Source organism: Streptomyces sp. NPDC005141 (assembly GCF_053599975.1).
This window is the reverse complement of record NZ_JBSFYW010000074.1, coordinates 1-18,972: the sequence shown is the minus strand read 5'-3', so window position 1 is coordinate 18,972 and position 18,972 is coordinate 1. Positions and strand designations below refer to the sequence as shown.

15 protein-coding genes are annotated in these 18,972 nt (G+C 71.1%); 10 read left to right on the top strand and 5 right to left on the bottom strand.

The features are described 5' to 3' along the window. The first annotated feature begins 17 nt into the window (after positions 1-17). On the top strand, positions 18-452 hold the full coding sequence (locus tag ACWD68_RS36295; RefSeq protein WP_451810727.1) for a hypothetical protein: 435 nt from the start codon (positions 18-20) through the stop codon (positions 450-452). 125 nt (positions 453-577) lie between these two features. Here the strand turns inward: ACWD68_RS36295 and ACWD68_RS36290 are convergent, their stop codons facing one another. Further along, entirely contained in the window at positions 578-1,132 is a 555-nt protein-coding gene (locus ACWD68_RS36290; protein ID WP_451810726.1) for an SH3 domain-containing protein, read from the bottom strand. A 246-nt stretch (positions 1,133-1,378) separates the two neighbouring features. Here ACWD68_RS36290 and ACWD68_RS36285 point away from each other — a divergent pair, with 246 nt between their 5' ends. The 3 genes from ACWD68_RS36285 (at position 1,379) to ACWD68_RS36275 (ending at position 5,426) form a co-directional block, all read left to right on the top strand. Next, positions 1,379-2,278 (top strand): hypothetical protein, encoded by a 900-nt coding sequence (locus ACWD68_RS36285; RefSeq protein WP_451810725.1) that lies wholly within the window; start codon positions 1,379-1,381, stop codon positions 2,276-2,278. A gap of 164 nt (positions 2,279-2,442) precedes the next feature. Next, the gene (locus ACWD68_RS36280) at positions 2,443-3,453 is read left to right on the top strand and encodes an endonuclease/exonuclease/phosphatase family protein (protein ID WP_451810724.1); all 1,011 of its coding nucleotides are present in this window, start codon (positions 2,443-2,445) and stop codon (positions 3,451-3,453) included. A gap of 38 nt (positions 3,454-3,491) precedes the next feature. Continuing rightward, positions 3,492-5,426, top strand: coding sequence for an FUSC family protein (locus ACWD68_RS36275; RefSeq protein ID WP_451810723.1), 1,935 nt, complete (start codon positions 3,492-3,494; stop codon positions 5,424-5,426). Between the two features lie 44 nt (positions 5,427-5,470). Here the strand turns inward: ACWD68_RS36275 and ACWD68_RS36270 are convergent, their stop codons facing one another. Further along, positions 5,471-7,555, bottom strand: coding sequence for a PhoX family protein (locus ACWD68_RS36270; RefSeq protein ID WP_451810722.1), 2,085 nt, complete (start codon positions 7,553-7,555; stop codon positions 5,471-5,473). Positions 7,556-7,808: 253 nt separating this feature from the next. Here ACWD68_RS36270 and ACWD68_RS36265 point away from each other — a divergent pair, with 253 nt between their 5' ends. The 5 genes from ACWD68_RS36265 (at position 7,809) to ACWD68_RS36245 (ending at position 15,916) form a co-directional block, all read left to right on the top strand. After that, positions 7,809-9,488 carry a VWA domain-containing protein gene (locus ACWD68_RS36265; protein ID WP_451810721.1) on the top strand — a complete coding sequence of 560 codons (1,680 nt, stop codon included), beginning with the start codon at positions 7,809-7,811 and terminating at the stop codon, positions 9,486-9,488. A 166-nt stretch (positions 9,489-9,654) separates the two neighbouring features. Further along, positions 9,655-11,379, top strand: coding sequence for a methionine--tRNA ligase (gene metG / locus ACWD68_RS36260; protein ID WP_451810720.1), 1,725 nt, complete (start codon positions 9,655-9,657; stop codon positions 11,377-11,379). A 189-nt stretch (positions 11,380-11,568) separates the two neighbouring features. Further along, positions 11,569-11,934: a PH domain-containing protein gene (locus ACWD68_RS36255; RefSeq protein WP_451810719.1), complete on the top strand. Its 366-nt coding sequence runs from the start codon at positions 11,569-11,571 to the stop codon at positions 11,932-11,934. Between the two features lie 199 nt (positions 11,935-12,133). Then, positions 12,134-15,172: an FG-GAP repeat domain-containing protein gene (locus ACWD68_RS36250; protein WP_451810718.1), complete on the top strand. Its 3,039-nt coding sequence runs from the start codon at positions 12,134-12,136 to the stop codon at positions 15,170-15,172. A gap of 267 nt (positions 15,173-15,439) precedes the next feature. Then, positions 15,440-15,916, top strand: a complete 477-nt coding sequence (locus ACWD68_RS36245; RefSeq protein WP_451810717.1) for a hypothetical protein — start codon at positions 15,440-15,442, stop codon at positions 15,914-15,916. A 125-nt stretch (positions 15,917-16,041) separates the two neighbouring features. On the opposite strand, the gene ACWD68_RS36240 is transcribed toward ACWD68_RS36245, so the two are convergent. Next, on the bottom strand, positions 16,042-16,224 hold the full coding sequence (locus tag ACWD68_RS36240; protein WP_451810716.1) for a DUF397 domain-containing protein: 183 nt from the start codon (positions 16,222-16,224) through the stop codon (positions 16,042-16,044). A 4-nt stretch (positions 16,225-16,228) separates the two neighbouring features. Beyond that, positions 16,229-17,080 carry a helix-turn-helix domain-containing protein gene (locus ACWD68_RS36235; protein ID WP_451810744.1) on the bottom strand — a complete coding sequence of 284 codons (852 nt, stop codon included), beginning with the start codon at positions 17,078-17,080 and terminating at the stop codon, positions 16,229-16,231. 231 nt (positions 17,081-17,311) lie between these two features. On the opposite strand from ACWD68_RS36235, the gene ACWD68_RS36230 reads away from it, so the two are divergent. Continuing rightward, positions 17,312-17,737: an ATP-binding protein gene (locus ACWD68_RS36230; RefSeq protein WP_451810715.1), complete on the top strand. Its 426-nt coding sequence runs from the start codon at positions 17,312-17,314 to the stop codon at positions 17,735-17,737. 108 nt (positions 17,738-17,845) lie between these two features. On the opposite strand, the gene ACWD68_RS36225 is transcribed toward ACWD68_RS36230, so the two are convergent. Then, entirely contained in the window at positions 17,846-18,799 is a 954-nt protein-coding gene (locus ACWD68_RS36225) for an intradiol ring-cleavage dioxygenase (protein WP_451810714.1), read from the bottom strand. Between the last annotated feature and the right edge of the window lie 173 nt (positions 18,800-18,972).

The following is an 18,972-nucleotide window of genomic DNA, read 5'->3' as shown; positions in this document are numbered from 1 at the left end:
CAGAGAGGAGTCCTCCCATGGCTCAAGCCGCACCCGTCTCAGGGACAGCGAGTACATCCGGATCGACCGACGTCTTCGGGGCGCAGACCCACACGATCGCGAAGTGGGCGGTACCCGTCTCCGCCGGGCTCGTCTACGGCTTCTGGGCCGCCGCCATCAACCGGGACACCGGTGCGATCACGGGCTGGAACGTGCTGTTCGGCTTCGTGTGCGCGATCGCGTTCGCGGCGGCCTACATCGGCGTCCGCGCGCTGGCGCCGATCATGCGGCGCGAACTGCACGCGCTGGTGTGGGCCGCGTTCGCGGGCTGTGCGTTCGGTTTCCTGTACAGCCAGACCGACGCGACCGTCCTGCGGTCCGTGTTCATGTCCCTGGCGGTCGCCGTGAGCGTGTTCGCGGTGGCCTTCTACCGCTACTACACGCACGAGGACGCTGCGGGAAAGGCGAGCTGACGTCGTCCTGTGCCGTTCCGGTCTCCCAGGAGGCCGGAACGGCACGCGGCTGACGTCACAACGGATACGGCGCACGAGGCCCCGGCGGGCAGCCGGGGCCTCGTGCGTCTCCCTCACTCACCTACTCACCTGCCACCTGGGAGCCAGTCCCAGGAGTTCGAGGAGGAGCCGGACACGGTCCAGGTCCAGGAGCTGGAGACGCTGAAGCTCCAGGTGGAGCCGTTCTCGTGCCAGCCGGGGTCGTTGCGCGGGTTCCGGTCGTTGTCCCAGTGCGCGTTGTGCCAGGTCCCGTCCTTCTGGTCGGGGCACGGGTCCGAGCAGGTCGGTACCCACTGGCCGTCGGTGTCGACGAACGCGGCACTCGCCCAGGCGTGCGCGCCGACGAGCCAGTACCAGGTGGCGTCGCCCAGGACGCTCTGCCCGTTCACCGAGCACTGGACGCGGTCCTGGCTGCCCGGTGAGAGCGCGCCGACGACGGGCGAACTCGTGCTGGGCTGGAGTCGCAGGTTCAGTTCTCCACGGGAGACGACGGTGCCCCAGACGGGACTGCCGGAGCCGCCAACGCTGTTGGTGGGCGCCGACGGAGCCGCCGCCATGGAGGTGCCGGCGGCCGCGACGGTCAGTACACCGCCGCTGAGCAGGGCCGCGGCAAGAGTCCGCAGGGCCGGGGTGGTGCGCATATCGGCCTCCTTTTCCCCAGATCCAGGAAACACCCGTTCGGGTGAGGGCTCCACCGGAGCGGGCGGAGCCCTTGGGGCGACTGGGACGCACGAGGGTGAGAAGCGGCGTGGGGAGGCCGTCGGCGAGGGCCGGACGGGGATCGAACGCGGCTTCGCGGGCGTGGCTGCGCCCGTTCGGCTTGTCGTATGCGCCCATTTGCAGTCAACCCGCTCGCGGACGGCGGCCGGGAGGCCTTGCCTGAGGAGGTGTCCCCTCGTGTCCGGAGCGCCCTCTCGACCGTGCTGATCGTCCTCGCCTGCCTGCTCGCGCCGCTCGGCGCGCTGTCGACCTGGGCGATTTACGGGCTCGGCGATTCCGCGCGGTACGAGGCCACCATGGCGCCGCTCGCCGCCGACGCCGACGTACGGGACGCGATCGCGACCGGCGTCACCGACGGCATCCTGCGCGAAGTCCACGTACGGCCGAGGCTCCAGGGGCCGGTGAACCATTTCGTGCGGGACGCGGTGCGCTCGTTCACCGAGACCGAGGCGTACCGCACGGCGTGGGAGGCGGCCAACCTGGCCGCGCACGAAGCCGTGATGCGGGCGCTGCGCGAGGACCGCGAGGGTGCGGTGACCGTCGACCTCGCGCCCGTCACCGAGCGGGTCAAACGCCGACTCGCCGACGACCACATGCCGTTGGCCGGCCGCATCCCCGTCGAGCACACCGAGATCACCGTGCTCGAGGCCGAGGACATGGCCCGGCTCCGGAAGGGGTTCCACGTGCTCGAAGTCGCCGGTTTCTGGCTGCCGATGGCGTCGGTCGTCTTCGCGGCGGCCGGGATCGTCGTCGCCGTGTGCCGCCGCCGTGCGGTCCTCGCGACGGGTCTCGGCACCGCTCTGGGCGCCACGCTGCTCGGTGTCGCGATCACCGTGGGCCGCAGGCTCACCCTCGACGACCTGCCGCCCGATGTGTCCCGCACGGCCGCGGGCGCGGTGTACGACGCCCTCACGGAGACCCTCCGGTTCGTCTGCTGGCTGCTGCTGGCCGTGGGTCTGACGGTGGCTCTGACCGCCGTGCTCGTCGGCGTGTACACGCGCTACCGGCAAGCGGCCGAGGCGGCCCGGACGGCTCCCGCGGAGCAGTCGACACAGGTCGGCGTCTGAGCCGTCCGCGAGCGTGCGGACTCGTCCCCGGGCATGCGGACCGTCCGGCCCGCACCGGAAGAGCGCCCGGGGCCCGGGCATCGCATCGGGCAACCGTCCACCACCGCACCCCGTCTTCGCGGGAGGATTCGGACACCCCACCCGGACGAGCGGAAGGCGGGGAGTTGGACACTGCGGCGGCTGAGTGGACGGGCGCGGAGGAACCGGCGTACCGGGAGCGGCGGGGCGGCCGGACCTTCGGGGTCTGGGTGGCCGGTCTGCTGCTGGCCGGGGTGAGCGTCGTCGTCGGATGCCGGGCGGCCGACACCGACGGGATCACGCCGGTACCGCAACTGCTGGCGTTCCTGCCCTGGTTGCTCGCGCCGACCGGACTCGCCCTGCTGCTGGCCCTGCTCGCGCGCTGGCGGACGGGTCTGGTGTGGGGGGTCGCCCTCCTCGGGTTCGTCGCCTGGTTCATCGAGCCCTACGGCAAGGCCGCCGGAGCCGGCGGGAGCCCGGTCGCCGGGCTGCGGGTCATGACCTCCAACGTGGAGTTCGGGCGGGGGACCGATTCGCTGATCGAGGCCGTCCGGCGGCGCGGGCCCGACATCCTGTTCGTCGAGGAGTGCGAGTACGGGTGTTCGCGGGCGCTGGAGGAGGCCTTCGGCGGCGACGAAGGCGTGTATCCGTACCGGGAGGCCGTCGAGGGGGCCGGGTCCGACGGGTCCGTCGTCATGAGCCGGTTCCCGCTGAAGGGCGCCGACGGTGTGCGCGGAACCATGGGCATGCCGGGCGCCGTCGCCGACGTACGGGGCCACGCCGTGCGGCTGCAGCTCGCCCATCCGACGCCCCCGCTCCCGGGCCGACTCGACGTCTGGCGGCGCGAACTGGGCGAACTGCGCGACTACGCGGCGCGGTCCCGTGAACCCACCGTCCTCGCCGGGGACTTCAACGCCTCCCAGGACCACGCCGCCTTCCGCAGCATCCTCGACACCGGACTGCGCGACGGCGCCCGGCTCGCGGGCTCCCCGCGGACCCCGAGCTGGCCGGCCGGGACCACGCCGACGTTCGGCGCGCAGATCGACCACGTCCTCGTCTCCGCCGACTTCTCCGCCGACCGGGCCGCGTTCCTGCGGATCAGCGGCAGCGACCACCGCGCCCTCGTCGTCGATCTCACCCTCCACCAGCGGGATTGAGCCGGGAGCCGGCTTCCGGATACCGCCATACTTGGGACATGTCCCGCGAGTTCCCCATCGGCCTCACCCCTCCCGACTGGCTGGTCAGGAACCTCCAACCGCAGCGGGCCCCCGTCAACCGGGCCGCCGCCGCCCGCGCCGCCGTCGCCCTCTCGCTCCCCCTCGCCATCGGCCTCGCCTGCGGACAGCCCGCGTACGGCGCCCTGGCCTCCATGGGCGCGCTGTCCGGAGTCATCAGCGACACCGCGGACGCGTACCGCATGCGGATCTTCAACATCGCCGTCCCGCAGTTCTTCGGCGCGATCGGCGTCACGATCGGCGCCGCGGTATTCGGGCACGGCTGGGCCGCCGTCGCGGCGGTGACCGGGGTCGCCCTGGTCTCCGGGATGATCTCGTCGATCGGCGCCGTCGCCTCCGTCACCGGACTGCTGCTGCTCCTCAACTGCGTGATCGGCGCCGGACTTCCGCTGCCCGGCGCCTGGTGGCTCGCCCCGCTGCTGATGTCCGGCGGCGGACTCCTCGTCCTCGCGCTGACCCTGCTCGCCTGGCCACTGCGCTCGGGAGTGCCGGAACGGTCCGCCGTCGCGAGCACCTACCGCACGGTCGCGGACCTGCTCGCCGCGAGCGGCACCGACGACTACGACCGCCTCCGCCTCGCCGTCACCCAGTCCCTGAACGAGTCGTACGACCTCGTCCTCGCCCGGCGCGCCTTCCACCACGGCCGCAGCCCCGACCTCGTCCGGCTGCTCGCCCAGCTCAACGCCGTCACCCCGGTCGTGGAGGCCGCCCCCGCGGCCCACCAGCGGGGCGAGCCGCTGCCCGCCGAGATCCCCGCCGCCGTACGCCGGCTCGCCGAGGCCGTCGAGACCGGTGACACCGGCCCCCTGGAACTGCGCCTGCCCACCCCTGCCGACGAGACCGCGCGCGCCGTCGACCACGCCCTGCGGCACGCCTCCGGTGTCGTCACGGACCGGTCGCCCGACGCGCGCGCCCTCGACGACCGCCTCGGCCGGCCCGCCGCGCTCCGCGTCCGCGCCGCCCGCGCCACCCGCAACGTCCTGCTGTCCGCCGCCTCCTGGCGCTACGGCACCCGCCTCGCCCTGTGCATCGGCCTCGGCCAGGTGCTGGTCTCGACCGTCGCGGTGCCGCGCTCCTACTGGGTCGCGCTCACGATCACGTTCGTCATGAAGCCCGACTACGGCTCCGTCTTCTCCCGGGCGCTGCTGCGCGCGCTCGGCACGGTCGCCGGTCTGGTGGTCGCGGCGGCCGTACTGACCGTGGTGCCGCGCGGCTGGTGGGACGTGCCCGTGATGATGCTGCTCGCCCCGCTCATCCCGGCCCTGACCCCCCGCGGCTACGGCTATCAGACCGCCGCCATCACCCCGGTGATCCTGCTGCTGTCCGACAACCTCAACCACCAGGGCACCGGGCTCATCGTGCCCCGCCTCGTCGACTCCCTCATCGGCTGCGCGATCGCCCTGGTGGCCGGGTACCTCCTCTGGCCGGAGAGCTGGCACGCCCGGGTCGGCGACCGGCTCGCGGACGCGGTCGCCGACACCGCCGGCTATGTCGGGCTGGCCTTCGGGGACGCCGCCGAACCCGCGGCCCGCGCCCGCAGCCGGCGCCGTCTGTACCGCGACCTCTCCTCCATCCGTACGGAGTTCCAGCGCGCCCTGACCGAACCGCCGCCCAACGGGCGCCGCGCCGCCGCCTGGATGCCGCTCGTCGTCGCCGTCGAACGGATCGTGGACGCGACGACCGCCGCCCGGGTCCGCGTGAAACAGGGCGCGGCCGAGCCGTCGTCGGTCGAGATCTCCACCATCGTGCTCCAGCTGCGGGAGCTGTCCGAGGGACTGCGCGAGACGGATGTGCTCGTCGCCGTCCGCAGTGACCTCACCGGCCCCTCGGGCAGCGTGCTCGAACCGGTACGGCAGGAGGTCGCGGCGGCCAGAGCGATCGCCTCACCGCACTGACCGCCGTCCCTTCCTCGCGGCGCCGGGCGTCCCGGCGCCGGGCGTCAGATCCCCACGTCGTGGCCGTCCGTGCGCCACACGGCGACGACCGCGGGCCGGACGATCTTCCCGGGACCGTCGGGCCAGGCACTCGCCGGCTTCTCGACGGACGCGCCGTCGATCTCGCCCGGGTGCTGGACGGCGACGATCACGCGCCGGTCCTGGACGAGCGGACCGCAGGTCTCCGCACCGGTCGGCACGGTCAGGAACTGCTTCAGCTCACCGCGCCGCTCGCCGCGCGTGGCGACACCGAAGAGCCCGTCGTGCGAGCCGAGCTGATTGCCGTCGGTGGAGATCCACAGGTTGCCGTGCGGGTCGAAGGCCACGTTGTCCGGGCAGGAGATCGGACTGACCCTGTCCTTCGGGAAGCCCGCGAAGTAGGTGGACGGGTCGGCCGGATCGCCCGCGACGAGGAACAGCGACCAGGCGAAGGCGGTCGCCTCCGCACGGCCCCGGCGCTCCGTGAGCTCCAGGATGTGGCCGTGCTTGTTGGCGTTGCGCGGGTTGGCCTCGTCGGCGGCGGCGAGGCCGGCCTTGCCGCGGTTGGTGTTGTTGGTGAGGACGACATAGACCTTGCCGGTGTGCGGCGAGGGCTGGATGTCCTCGGGCCGGTCCATCTTGGTCGCGCCGGCCTTGTCACCGGCGAGCCGGGTGAAGACGAAGACCTCGTCCGCCGTCATCCCGTCCACGTGCGAGACGGCGCCGTGGGCGGTGGCGGTGGCCAGCGGGATCCACTCGCCGGAGCCGTCGAACTCGCCGTCGGCCGGGAGCTTTCCGGTGCCGTCGATGTCGGAGGCCGGGGAGTCGCCGGTGAGCCGGGCGACGTACAGCGTGCCCTCGTCGAGCAGGGAGAGGTTGTGCTCGCGGGCACCGCGGGAGGAGCCGTGCCTCATCCGCTTGCTGCCGACGAACTTGTAGAAGTAGTCGAAGCGCTCGTCGTCACCGGTGTAGACGACCGGACGGCCGTCGTCGGTGAGCCGGACGGTGGCGGCCTCGTGCTTGAAGCGGCCGAGCGCGGTGTGCTTGCGGGGCGTGGAGGCCGGGTCGTACGGGTCGAACTCGACGACGTATCCGAACCGGTGGACCTCGTTGGGCTCCTGGGCGACGTCGAACCGTTTGTCGAAACGTTCCCATTTGCGCTCGGTGGCGCCGGTTCCGATGCCGTACCGCTGGTCGGTGGGGCGGCTGCTGTTGGCGAAGTACTGGTTGAAGTTCTCCTCGCCGTGCAGCGTGGTGCCCCAGGGAGTGGTGCCGCCGGAACAGTTGTTGAGCGTGCCGAGGACCTTGCGGCCGGTCGGGTCGGCGGACGTGCGGAGCAGGGGCGACCCCGCGGCGGGCCCGGTGAGGCGGAACTCGGTGGTGGCGGTGACCCGGCGGTTGAGGTGGTGCCGGGGGACGGCGGTGAGCCTGCCCGTCCTGCGGTCCTCCTCCACGACGACGGCGGACAGCCCGTGCGCCGCCCAGGCGACCTCGACCTGCCCGCGGGTCGGGCTGGCGGCGTCGTAGCCGCGGAACATCAGGATCTCGTCGGTGTACTCGTGGTTGGCGACGAGGAGCTGCCGGCCGCGCTCACCGGGCAGCGGGAGCAGCGCGAGGAAGTCGTTGTTGTAGCCGAACTGGCCCTCCTGGGCCGCGGCGCTCTGCTTCTCGGGGTCGAAGGCGGGGGCGCCGCGCAGGATGGGCTCGCCCCAGCGGATGACGATGTTCTGTCCGTATCCGTCCGGAACGACCACGGCATCAGTGGTGTTGGGCGCGACCGGCGCGAAGCGCAGTCCTCGCGCCCCCCGGCCGCCCTGGTGCGCCGCGCCGCTCACCGGCTGCCCCTGCGGCCCGCCCTGAGCCCGCGCCTCCGTGGCACCGGCACCGAGGACCGCGGCACCCGTCGCCGAGGCCACCGTCACGACGGCCGCGGCCCGCATCATCGAACGACGGCTGAGCGCACCGGCGATGACATCGCCGACGTAGGCGTTGTCGCTGGTGTTGGGCACCTCGTGGAAGCAGGCGTCACCACAGCGGAACCGGCAGGTCATGGCGGACCGGCCGCCCGGATGCGATCCGGGCGTTCCGATCAACGGCAGCGTTCGACGCACTTTGCTCTCCCTTTGCGATCCCTTGATGTCAGCGTGACGCTAGGGGGAGGTGCATGCAGGAACCCTGCGCTCCGGTGAACAGGGAGTGAACCCGCAGGAGCTGTACGGGTGTTGACGTGCCAGCTCGGCGGGGTGCCGCCCCTGCCGGAGCGGTGTGCCGCCCCTGCCGAAGATCACCATCTGTGGCCGCTAACCTTACGTGTCCGTCCTGGCCAGGGATTGACGGGATCAACTCACGCGAAGGGTTGCGCACATGGGCATTCTCACTCTCCTGCGGAATGCGTTCGGCCGCTCACGCAAGGGTCGTGACGCCGACGTGGAGACCTCGCGAGAGGCAACGTCGACTCCGACGGTCCCGGCTCCCGCCACGGAGCCGGCACCGTCCCCGGAGGCCGAGCCGGCCTCCGCCCGGGTGACGGAGGCCGAGCCGAAGATTCCGGCTCCCTCCTCCGAGCCCCAGCCCTCCGTGGTCGACGAGCTGGTTTCGGCCGCCTTCGACAACGTGACGGTGCCGAAGCAGACCTCGTCCCCCGCTTCGGAGGGGACCCCCACGGCAGAACAGCCGACGGAAGAGACCCCGGAAACGCCCGCGGAGGCGAAGCCGGAAGCGGAACCCGCGGCGGATCCGGTGGCCGAGGCCGAGCCCGAGCCCGCCGTGGAGGCGGATCCGGTCGCCGAGGCGGAGGCCGAGCCCGCCGCCGAGGCGGAGCCGGTCGCCACGGTGGAAGCCGAGCCGGTCGCCGAAGCCGAGCCGGTCGCCGAGGCGGAGGCTGAGCCCGCCGCCGAGACGGAGGCCGAGCCGGTTGCCGCCGCTGCGGCCGAGCCGACGGTCGAGCCCGAGCCCGCCGCGGTCGAGGCGGAAGCAGTCGTAGAGGCCGAGCCCGAGGCCGTTGCCGAGCCCGAGGCCGAACCGGTCGTGGAGGCGGAGCCCGTCGTAGAGGCGGAGCCCGTCGCCGAGACGGAGCCCGTCGCCGAGACGGAAGCCGAGCCGGAGCCCGTGGCCGAGGCCGAGCCGGTCGTCGAGCCCGAGCCCGCCGTGGCGGAGACCGAGGCGATCGTCGAGCCCGAGCCCGCCGTGGCGGAGCCTGTCGTCGAGACGGAGCCGGTCGTCGCCGAGGAGGTCACCCCCGTGGCCGCGCAGGTGGACGAGCCCGCGGCCGCCGACGGCGGCGAGGCCCCACAGGTGGCACCCGCACCCGAGGTCGAGAGCGGCACGGGTGGTGCGGGTGGGAACGAGGACGCCGAGGCCGAGGCCGAGGTGACCCCGGGCGCCCCCGCCGTCCCGCAGACGCGGGTCAAGTCCGAGGCCCCGGCCCTGGTGACGGCGTACAACGAAGCGGGTACCGCGCTCCAGAAGCGGGACCTCACCGGCACCCGTGCCAAGATCTACCTCGTCCTCGACCGCTCCGCGTCCATGCGCGCGTACTACAAGGACGGCTCCGCACAGGCCCTCGGCGAGCAGGCCCTGGCCCTCGCCGCCCACCTGGACACGAACGCGACCGTCCACGTCGTCTTCTTCTCCACGGAGCTGGACGGCACCGGCGCTCTCACGCTCACCGAGCACGAGAACAAGGTCGACGACCTGCACGCCGGCCTCGGCCGCATGGGCCGTACGAGCTACCACGCCGCGGTGGAGGAAGTCGTCACCCATTACCAGAAGTCGGACACCACCGACCCGGCCCTGGTGATCTTCCAGACGGACGGCGCCCCCGACGCCAAGACCCCCGCCACCCAGTCCCTCACGGACGCGGCGAAGGACCACCCGGGCGTCTTCTTCTCCTTCGTCGCCTTCGGCGAGCACGACAACAAGGCCTTCGACTACCTCCGCCGGCTGAAGACCGGGAACACGGCCTTCTTCCACGCGGGCCCGTCCCCGCGCGAACTGACGGACGTCGAGGTCTACGACGGCGTTCTGGAGAACTGGCGCCCGTAATCCCCGGACGCCCCCGCACCACCGGGCCGCCCCTTCCCACCCCTTAAAACGGGAGGCGGGCGGCCCACCCATGTCGGCTACGATTTCAAGGTTCACCGACGACGACCCGCCGACAGCGAAACCGACGCGATCGTCGCCCCACGTAGCGACCTGGGAGCAGCCCGCGATGGCTCGACACCTCATCACCAGCGCCCTTCCGTACATCAACGGGATCAAGCACCTGGGCAACATGGTGGGGTCCATGCTCCCGGCGGACGTGTACTCCCGGTACCTCCGCCAGCGCGGCCACGACGTCCTGTACATCTGCGCGACGGACGAGCACGGCACCCCCGCCGAGCTGGCGGCCAAGGAGCGCGGTGTACCGGTCGACGAGTTCTGCGCGCAGGCGCACGACGCGCAGAAGGCCGTGTACGACGGCTTCGAGCTGGCCTTCGACTACTTCGGCCGCAGCTCCAGCCCGGAGAACCGTGAGATCACCCAGCACTTCGCGCGCCGCCTGAACGAGAACGGCTTCATCGAGGAGCGCGCGATCCGCCAGGTGTACTCGCCCGCCGACGGCCGTTTCCTGCCGGACCGCTATGTCGAGGGCACCTGCCCGCACTGCGGTTACGACAAGGCCCGCGGCGACCAGTGCGAGAACTGCACGCGCGTGCTCGACCCCACGGACCTGATCAACCCGCGTTCGGCGATCTCCGGCTCGACGGACCTGGAGGTCCGCGAGACGAAGCACCTCTTCCTCCTCCAGTCGAAGCTCCAGCACGAGGTCGAGGAGTGGGTGGCCCGCCACGAGTCCGAGTGGCCGCAGCTCGCCTCCTCCATCGCCCGCAAGTGGCTGACCGAGGGCCTGCACGACCGCGCGATCACCCGTGACCTGGACTGGGGCGTCCCGGTCCCGGCCGACACCTGGCCGGAGCTGGCCGCGGAGGGCAAGGTCTTCTACGTCTGGTTCGACGCCCCGATCGAGTACATCGGCGCGACGAAGGAGTGGTCCGACCAGGACCCGGAGAACCGCGACTGGAAGTCCTGGTGGTACGACGCGGACTCCGGCGAGAACCCGGTCCGCTACACGCAGTTCATGGCGAAGGACAACGTGCCCTTCCACACGGTCATGTTCCCGGCCACCGAGCTGGGCGTGCGCGAGCCGTGGAAGAAGGTCGACTACGTCAAGGCCTTCAACTGGCTGACGTACTACGGTGGGAAGTTCTCCACGTCCCAGAAGCGCGGCGTCTTCACGGACCACGCCCTGGACATCCTGCCCGCCGACTACTGGCGCTACTTCCTCATCGCCAACGCCCCCGAGTCGGACGACTCGTCGTTCACCTGGGAGCACTTCACGGCCACGGTCAACAAGGACCTGGCCGACACCCTCGGCAACTTCGTCAACCGCGTCCTGTCCTTCTCCAAGAAGCGCTTCGGCGAGGAGGTCCCGGCGGGCTCGGAGGCCGGCGAGGCCGAGGCGAAGCTGGGCGAGGAGATCGCGGGTCTGCTCGCGGAGTACGAGACCCAGATGGAGGCTCTCCAGTACCGCAAGGCGGCCGCCGCGCTGCGCGCCCTGTGGTCGGCCGGCAACTCCTATCTGGAGGAGAAGGCCCCCTGGCTGGAGATCAAGACCAGCCCCGAGGGCGCGGCGCTGACACTCCGCACGGCGATGAACCTGATCCACCTCTACTCGGTGGTCTCGGAGCCCTTCATCCCGGCGTCCGCCCGCGCGATGCGTTCGGCGTTCGCCCTGGCGGACGACACGGCGACCTGGGTGACACCGGACGAGGCCCGCGCCCTGAGCTTCCTTCCCTCCGGCACCCCCTTCACCGTTCCCCCGGTCCTCTTCGCCAAGATCACGGACGAGGACCTGGCGTCGTACAAGGAGCGTTTCGGCGGCTCGCCGGAGTAACGGCGGCCGGTAGGCAGGAGCCCGGGAACGAACGAACCGTTCCCGGGCTCTTTCGCACGCCGGGAGCGGAACTTCCTCGTCCTCTGTGCGCCCTCGTCCGGGCGGTATACCTTTGTGATGATCATGTGAAGCCGTTGGCTTCCTGGGACACGAGTGGGCAGACGAGTCCACCGAGTGGGGGGTTCATCCATGGCGCTCTTCGGAAACGCGCACACCATCGACCCTGCTACGGCGCAGGGGGACTTCGCCCGTCTCCTGGGCCAGAACGAGCAGGTCCACGCGGCGTACCAACTGATACGCGACACCATCCTGTTCACCGACCGCCGTCTCATCCTGGTCGACAAGCAGGGCATCACCGGCAAGAAGGTGGAGTACCACTCGGTCCCCTACCGCAGCATCACCCACTTCGCGGTGGAGACCGCCGGCACCTTCGACCTCGACGCCGAGCTGAAGATCTGGGTCTCGGGCACCGCGCTCCCGATCGAGAAGACCTTCACCAAGGGCGTCGACATCTACGAGGTCCAGGCGATCCTCACCCAGTACGTGGCGAAGTAGCGCCGCCCCGCGGGAGGGCCCGACCCGGCTCACCCGCGGCGAAACGGCACCCTCCCCGCCAGGACCCCGGTCAAGCCCTGGTAAAGTCCGCGCACTTGTGCGAGGGCGGGGGCCCTCGCGGGGAGGGACAGTTCACGTGGGCAGACACGCCCCGAGACGGCGCGGCCTTGCCGCGGCCGTCTCATCCATAGCGGTCGCCGTGGCGGCCGCCACCATCGCCGTTCTGCCGCAGAACGGCGCCTCGGCGGACCCGGCCGCACCGGCCGGGTCCACCTCCGAGATCACCCTGACCGACCCCGTCGGCACACAACCACGCGCCGACCGCCCGCTGGTGGCCGGCGCGAGCGGCTTCCTGCACCGGCAGACCGGCATCACCGGGCTGCTGTGGACGGACTACGCCGACGGCACCAGCACGGTCGTCAGAACCGCCGACGGCGTGTACACGCCGTCGGTTGCCTGCGCGAGCATCGGCTCGTCGACCTGTCCGACCGCCTGGTACGGCAGCGACGCCGACCTGGTAGCGCTGCCGTCGGCCGGCTCCGTAGCCCTGTGGGACCCGGCGACCCGGAAGACGACGTCGTTCACCTCGGACGAGGCGTACCGGGGGCTCGCCGGACGGACGGTCCTCACCGAGAGGTCGGTGCACGACCTCGTCGACGGCGCCTGGCGCTCCCGCGCCATCACGCCCGACTGGATGCGGATCACCTCGGGCGCGGTCACGGCCGCCGACGCGCACGGCGTGCTGTTCAAGGTCGACAGCTACCTGTACTACCTCGACCTGGCGACGGCCACCGCCACCAAGGTCTTCTCCGGCTTGGACGCACGGCCGTACACCGTCCTCAGTGACGACCGGATCGGCTGGTACGACGCAGCCGGCGGCGACCTGCACGCCAAGCCCCGCACGGACCCCGAAGCCGACGAGCAGGTGATCGACCTGCCCTCGCCCGGTGCCCAGCTCGACGGTGCCCCGGTGCTCTCCGGCGACTGGCTGCTGCTCCCGCTGCACACCGGCACCGGCACCAGCGAGCTGCGGGCCGTCTCCCTGAAGGACGGCTCCTCACGCACCCTGGCGGCCAAGGCGGGGGCGTACGTGCTCCGAGCGTCCGGCGACGCCGCCCTCGTCACCGGCGGCAGCGCCGCGAGCGACTGGTGGGTGCGGCGCTTCACCGAGGCCGCGGACGGCACGCCCGGCCTGGAGCAGCTCGCACAGATCCCGGCGACGGAGAACGCGAAGACGGGCCTGGCGCTCAGCCGGGGCAGTCTGCGGGTGGCGGAGGACAACCCCGGCAGTACCTCCGACACCTCCTCGTGGCGCACCATCGAAAGCGTCGGGGGCCAGTTGACCGCGACACCGGCCACGGAGAGCGGCTCCATCAGGCCCAAGTGCCCGTACGCCGGCACCACCTGCTCGGCGATGTGGGGCAACTACGGCAACGGGCCCAGGGACGTCTACCTGGAAACGTTCAGCGATGGCGACGAGGGCGGCAGCGGCCTGCCAAACGCGGACCGGCTCGTCACGATCGGCTACAACCCCCTGGAATTCCGCACCGCGGGCGGCACGATCGTCGATGTCTCCGACGACTACGCCGTCTACAACTCCGGCGGCTCGACGCCGATGCAGTACGTCGGCGAGTTCGGCCAGGGCCAGCAGCTGAAGCGCTCGGTCCGCGCCGCCGCCCTGAACGGCTCGACCCTGTGGAGCGCCTCCACCACCGGCAAGCTCACCTCGTACAGCCTGACCGAGGAGAAGACCCTCGCCACAGTGACGGTTCCGGGCCTCGGATGTGTGCCGAGCGAACTCCAGGCGGCGGGCCGCTGGGTCTACTGGTCGTGCGGCACGAACTCGGCGGGCGTGTACGACACCAAGGCGGGTACGTCCCGCTCGGTCGCCCCCGGTGACGTGCTCCTCGGTGACGGCTTCACCCTCCGCCACGACCACACGACCGACCAGCTGATCCTGACCGAGGCGGCCACCGGTACCACCCGCGTGACCGCCTCCGGGGTCGCCGACAGCGGCCTGGCCGCCGACCGGCGCTACCGCTGGACCGTGGACGAGTACACGGGTCTGGTCGCCTGGATCGACACGTTCGAGCAGACGCACGTCGCCACCACGGGGATCGCGCCGTCCGCCGCGACCGCCTTCCGGAGCGAGGCCGGCAGCTATGTCGAGCCGGGTGCCTCCACCGCCTGGACCGGAGACTGGCAGCTCTCCCGGCCGGTCACCTCCTGGTCACTGACCTTCACCTCGGAGCAGAGCGGCGCGACCGGCAGGGCTACCCGCACGATCACCGGCGGCGCGGTCTCCGCCCGGATGTCCGTGAACTGGAACGGCAAGACGGCGGGCGGGAGTCACTTCCCCAACGGCCACTTCGCCTGGACCCTGAAGGCGACCGGCACCGGCACCTCCACCGCGACCACGGTGGCCACCGGCAAGGGCTTCCTCTCCGAGGGAGCCGCCGTACGCCACGACTTCGGCAGTGTCGACGGCCCGGACGGCCGCGGTGACCTGCTCACCCTCAACTCCTCCGGCGGTCTCACCGTCCAGCAGGGCACGGGAACGGGCAAGTTCGGCAGCAAGACCACCGGCACCGGCTGGTCCACCTCCGTCAAGGTGATCCCCTTCGGCGACATGAACGGCGACCGCTGCAACGACGTGCTCGTACGGCTGAGCAGCGGCGCCCTTCGCCTCTACAAGCCGGGCTGCAACGCCGCCGTCAGACCGACGACGTCGTACACCACGCTCGCGACGAGCGGCTGGACGCAGTACGACGTCCTGACCTCGCCCGGCGACGTGAGCGGTGACGGCCGCCCCGACCTGATCGCGCGCGTCGCGTCCAGCGGGACCGTCTACCTCTACAAGGGGACGGGCACGGGCACGCTGTCCGCCCGTGTGAAGCTCTACGACAGCTGGAAGAGCTACAAGAAGATCGTCGGAGCCGGTGATCTCAACGGCGACGGCATCGGCGACCTGCTCGCCCAGGACACGTCCAACACCCTCTACCGCTACAACGGCAAGGGCGACGGAACCTTCGCCGCCCGCGTGAAGGTGTTCGCCGACTGGGGCAGCTCCTACAACGCGGTCGTCGGCGTCGGTGACATCACCGACGACGGCAGGGTCGACCTGGTCTGCCGTGACAGCAGCGGCAACCTGTACCGCAACAGCGGGGACGGCAAGGGATCGTTCGGTTCGCGTACGAAGATCGCCACCGGCTGGAGCGGATACCGGTCACTCTCCTGAGGCTCCGCGCCTGAGGTTCACCATCTGAAGAGGGGCGCGGGACCACGCGTCCCGTGCCCCTCTTCGACGCATCCGGGCCGCGCCCGCCGAGGCCGCCGACGAGGCACCGGAGACCGGCTGGAGGCCTGGTGAGGGCCCCGTGCGGGCCTGCCGGCGACGCGGCGAAGAGCCGGCGACGAGCCGGGAGAACCACCCTCTGTCCGGTCCCGCGGATCCGGAGTGGACCCCGGCTCCACAAGGTGCTCGATCACCCGTATGGTTTCCGCCATGGCAGTCCCCGAGGTCATTCCGATCGCCTACGAACCGAAGCACCGCACCGAGACAATCGGCCGGTACGCGGACGGTCAGTTCCTGGCGTCGATCACGTACGCCTTCCCCGAAGGGTTCCGTCCCGACGACGGCTGGGAAGAGCACAAACGTCTGTACACAGTGCTCCACACCTTCGACTCCGAGGGCCGCTACCGCGACTCGGAGGTCTGGTGCGCCGGTACCTGGGCCGAGCAGCAACGAGACCCGTACGGCGACAACTCGGTGCTCTCACGTGCCCGCGTCCACCTGGCGAAGCTGCTGCGCAGCCTGCCCCGGCGCTCGTACACGGACATCGCGATACGGCCGTTCCAGCTCACCGTCGACGGCGTGCTGTTCGGCCTGCTGACCGGCCTGGACGAGGGCGAGGCCTGGGCCGAGCTGTACCCGGACCGCCTCGGCTTCTCCGAGCCGTGGGACGGCACGTACGACACCTGAGTCGACCTTCCTTCCCGGCGTGGCCCGGTGGCTGCTGGTGGCTGGCGCTGACCGGATGGGGGATCCCCGCCTGCGCCGGTACGGGCGGGGGAACGCCCGGCCCCTCGGCAGCCACCCCGCGGTGATCACCCTGGGCGGTCCCCCCGAAGCCGACCCAGAAGCGCGGCCAGCCCCTGCGGGGTGACAGCAAGTATTCGTTCCGGATCATCGCTCTCGCGGAGCAGCACCGTGTCCTCTTGCAGGGCGACTTCCACGCACTCGTCGCCATCCCCGCCTCCGGAGTAGGAGGACTTCTGCCACTGGATCACGCTCTTACAGCTCCTTCGTCATGCGGTGAAGAAAGTCCCGCGACTTCGCAGGGTCGAGCGACGCCGATTCCACCTTACGAAAGAGCGTTCGGAACCGAGCCAACTGAGACTGGGCGTCCAGGAACGGGCCCCCGTGCGGCGCGTCTCGCTTCGCGGTGTCCAACTGGGGCACGGGGCCACCGGCGTACAGCATGGACGCATTGGCACCGGCGAATCCGTCGACGTCGAACGGGACAACGCGGATCGTCACGTTCGACCGCTCCGACTGCCGCAGAATCTCCTCCAACTGGGCCCGCGCCGCAATCCGGTCGGCCACGCGCGTCCGGAGCACGGACTCGTGCAGGATCGCCTCGTACGAAACCGCCCCGTCCCGTTCGATGGCCACCCGCCTGCGCATACGGTGGGCGATCCTCGGCGCCAGCTCACTCGGAGGCAACTCCGGCACCATGTAGGCAAATACAGCTCGGGCGTACGCCTCCGTCTGGAGCATGCCCGGCACATGCGCAGTAGAGATCACCTCCATGAAGCGCGCATGATGCTCAAGCTCGGACAGGTCCAGGAAGCCCGGTGGCAGTACACCGCGAAACTCCTCCCACCAACCGCGGGTCCGATCCGTCGCCATGGTCACCAGCGTGCCGATCAACTCCACGTCCGCACAGGCGTAGAGCGCTGCGAGCCGTCGCACACGCTCCTCACTGACCCCTGACAGCCCGGACTCGACCTGGCTCATCTGCGCAGATGTGGACGACAGGAGTCGCGCGGCCTCGCGGGCTGACAACCCGGCAGCGTCCCGCAGCTTGCGCAACTCGGCACCCAACCGAATCTGACGCGCGGTGGGCTGACTCCTCGGAGCCATGCGGCTCATCTCCTCAACGGCACTGCTCAGGCCCCTGGTTGGGACCCCGTTCGGGTGTCAGGTTACGCGAACGGCTTGCACGGGGAGAAATTTCTCCTCTACCGTCGGTGACGCGACGCACACTCTGCGGAACCCCGGGACCCCGGAAGCGCACCGCCCCGCCCTGCCACGGCGGCGGCGACACTGCCACCGCCCGGCGACCGCCGCCCCCTCCCTGACCAGGAGTCCCGCATGCCCGAAACCGGCGAACCCGATGACGACCGCTGGGAGTACACCGTGTCCGTCCCCAACGACCCCCGGGCCGTCACGATCTGCCGCCGCGCCCTCCGCCTGATCCTCACCCTGCACGGCCTGCCGCATCTCGCGGAGGTGGCCGAACTCGTCGCGACCGAGCTGGTCACCAACGCCGTGCAGCACACCGAGGGCCCCGCGGCCATACGTCTCCGCTGGGCCCGCGGAGTGCTCCGCATCGGCGTGTGGGACGGGGACGCCACCCCGCCGGCCCTCGCTCCGCCAGGGGCGCTGGGCGAATCCGGACGCGGCCTCACCCTCGTACAGGGATGCGCGGACGACTGGGGCTGGTACCGGCTCGGTGGAGCCCAAGGCCCCGGGAGCGCGGGCAAGTTCATCTGGTGCGAACTGACCACCTCGGCGTGAACTCCCGCGGGCACCCCGGAGCGGGGCGATCCGGGCCCTCGGCAAGAAGGGCCCGGAACCAGTGGTGTTCCGGGCCCTGGAGGTCGGGGAGTCCCCCGAAAGGCGGGGCTACGACGCCGAGGCCGACGCGTTCGGCTGGGTGTCCGTGCTGTCGTGGGTCTCGTCCGGGGCGACGCCCATCGTCAGGTGGGCGTGGACTCCCTTGCCGATGTGCTTCTTGTTGTACGAGAGGTACAGGAGCCCGCCCTCGTGACCGTTGTCCGGGTAGATCGTGTCCTCGTCCAGCGTCGTGCGGGTGGTGGTGTTCGTGGAGTACGGGGAGACCACCGCCGACGCCAGGACCGACTTCTCGTCGAAGAAGAGCTGACCCGTGTGGCAGGTGTGGCCGCCCTCGTAGCCCGCATCGGTCCACGTGCCGTCCACATGGACCTTCACATGGATGTGGACACAGCGGCCCTGGTACCAGCCGGGGAACACCGTCCTGAAGGTGACGTAGCCGTGCTTGTCGGTCTTCCAGGTGCCGCGCAGATACCGCTCGTCGTCGGTGGGCTCGGAATGCCCGCCACCGGTGCCTCCGGAGGGCCCGCCGGACGGAGGTTCGCCGGTCGGCGTGCCCGAGGGGGTGCCGGACGGGGCATCCGTGGGACCGCCCGACGGAGCGCCGCCGCCACCGCCGTTGCTCATCGCCTCGTAGCCCGAGTACACGCCCAGCGCCGTGCAGTGCCAGATGTCCACCGCGGCGTTCCTGACCGGCTTGCAGGTCTCCGCGTCGATCACCTTGAGCTTGAGGGTCAGGGGGATGCCCTCCTGGTCCTCGGTGATGTCCCGGCGGAGCTTGTCCGCGTCGATGTAATACGGACCCTCGGTGGTCTCCGAGGTCAGCGTGTAGCAGGTCTCCGCGCCCGACGTGGCCGCCGCGGTGCCGGTCGTGACCTCGTCCGCGGACGCGGTCACGGCGATACCGCCGCCCACGCCCACGGCCGCCACGGCCGCTCCACCTGCGATGACGACCTTGCGCCGGGTCATGTTCCGTTTGTGTGCGGGTCCTTGAATCTCAGTCATGCGCCGGACGGTAGGGAACCGACCTGTCAGCAGCGTTGGTGCGGACTGTGGTTTCGCACCGCACACGAAAGTGGCTCGGAACCGACGTCGTACGGAACGGTCGACAGCTGCTCCGAACTGCCCAGCACGTCCTTCAGATACTTCGCGCTCCAGTTGGAGACCGTCGAGTCCCC

What these genes read in the sequence shown, in the direction of transcription:
- ACWD68_RS36295 (WP_451810727.1), top strand. Translation starts at nt 18, where the DNA reads ATGGCTCAAGCCGCACCCGTCTCAGGGACAGCGAGTACATCCGGATCG.
- ACWD68_RS36290 (WP_451810726.1), bottom strand. Translation starts at nt 1,132, where the DNA reads ATGCGCACCACCCCGGCCCTGCGGACTCTTGCCGCGGCCCTGCTCAGC.
- ACWD68_RS36275 (WP_451810723.1), top strand. Translation starts at nt 3,492, where the DNA reads ATGTCCCGCGAGTTCCCCATCGGCCTCACCCCTCCCGACTGGCTGGTC.
- ACWD68_RS36265 (WP_451810721.1), top strand. Translation starts at nt 7,809, where the DNA reads ATGGGCATTCTCACTCTCCTGCGGAATGCGTTCGGCCGCTCACGCAAG.
- metG (WP_451810720.1), top strand. Translation starts at nt 9,655, where the DNA reads ATGGCTCGACACCTCATCACCAGCGCCCTTCCGTACATCAACGGGATC.
- ACWD68_RS36255 (WP_451810719.1), top strand. Translation starts at nt 11,569, where the DNA reads ATGGCGCTCTTCGGAAACGCGCACACCATCGACCCTGCTACGGCGCAG.
- ACWD68_RS36245 (WP_451810717.1), top strand. Translation starts at nt 15,440, where the DNA reads ATGGCAGTCCCCGAGGTCATTCCGATCGCCTACGAACCGAAGCACCGC.
- ACWD68_RS36235 (WP_451810744.1), bottom strand. Translation starts at nt 17,080, where the DNA reads ATGGCTCCGAGGAGTCAGCCCACCGCGCGTCAGATTCGGTTGGGTGCC.
- ACWD68_RS36230 (WP_451810715.1), top strand. Translation starts at nt 17,312, where the DNA reads ATGCCCGAAACCGGCGAACCCGATGACGACCGCTGGGAGTACACCGTG.
- ACWD68_RS36225 (WP_451810714.1), bottom strand. Translation starts at nt 18,799, where the DNA reads ATGACTGAGATTCAAGGACCCGCACACAAACGGAACATGACCCGGCGC.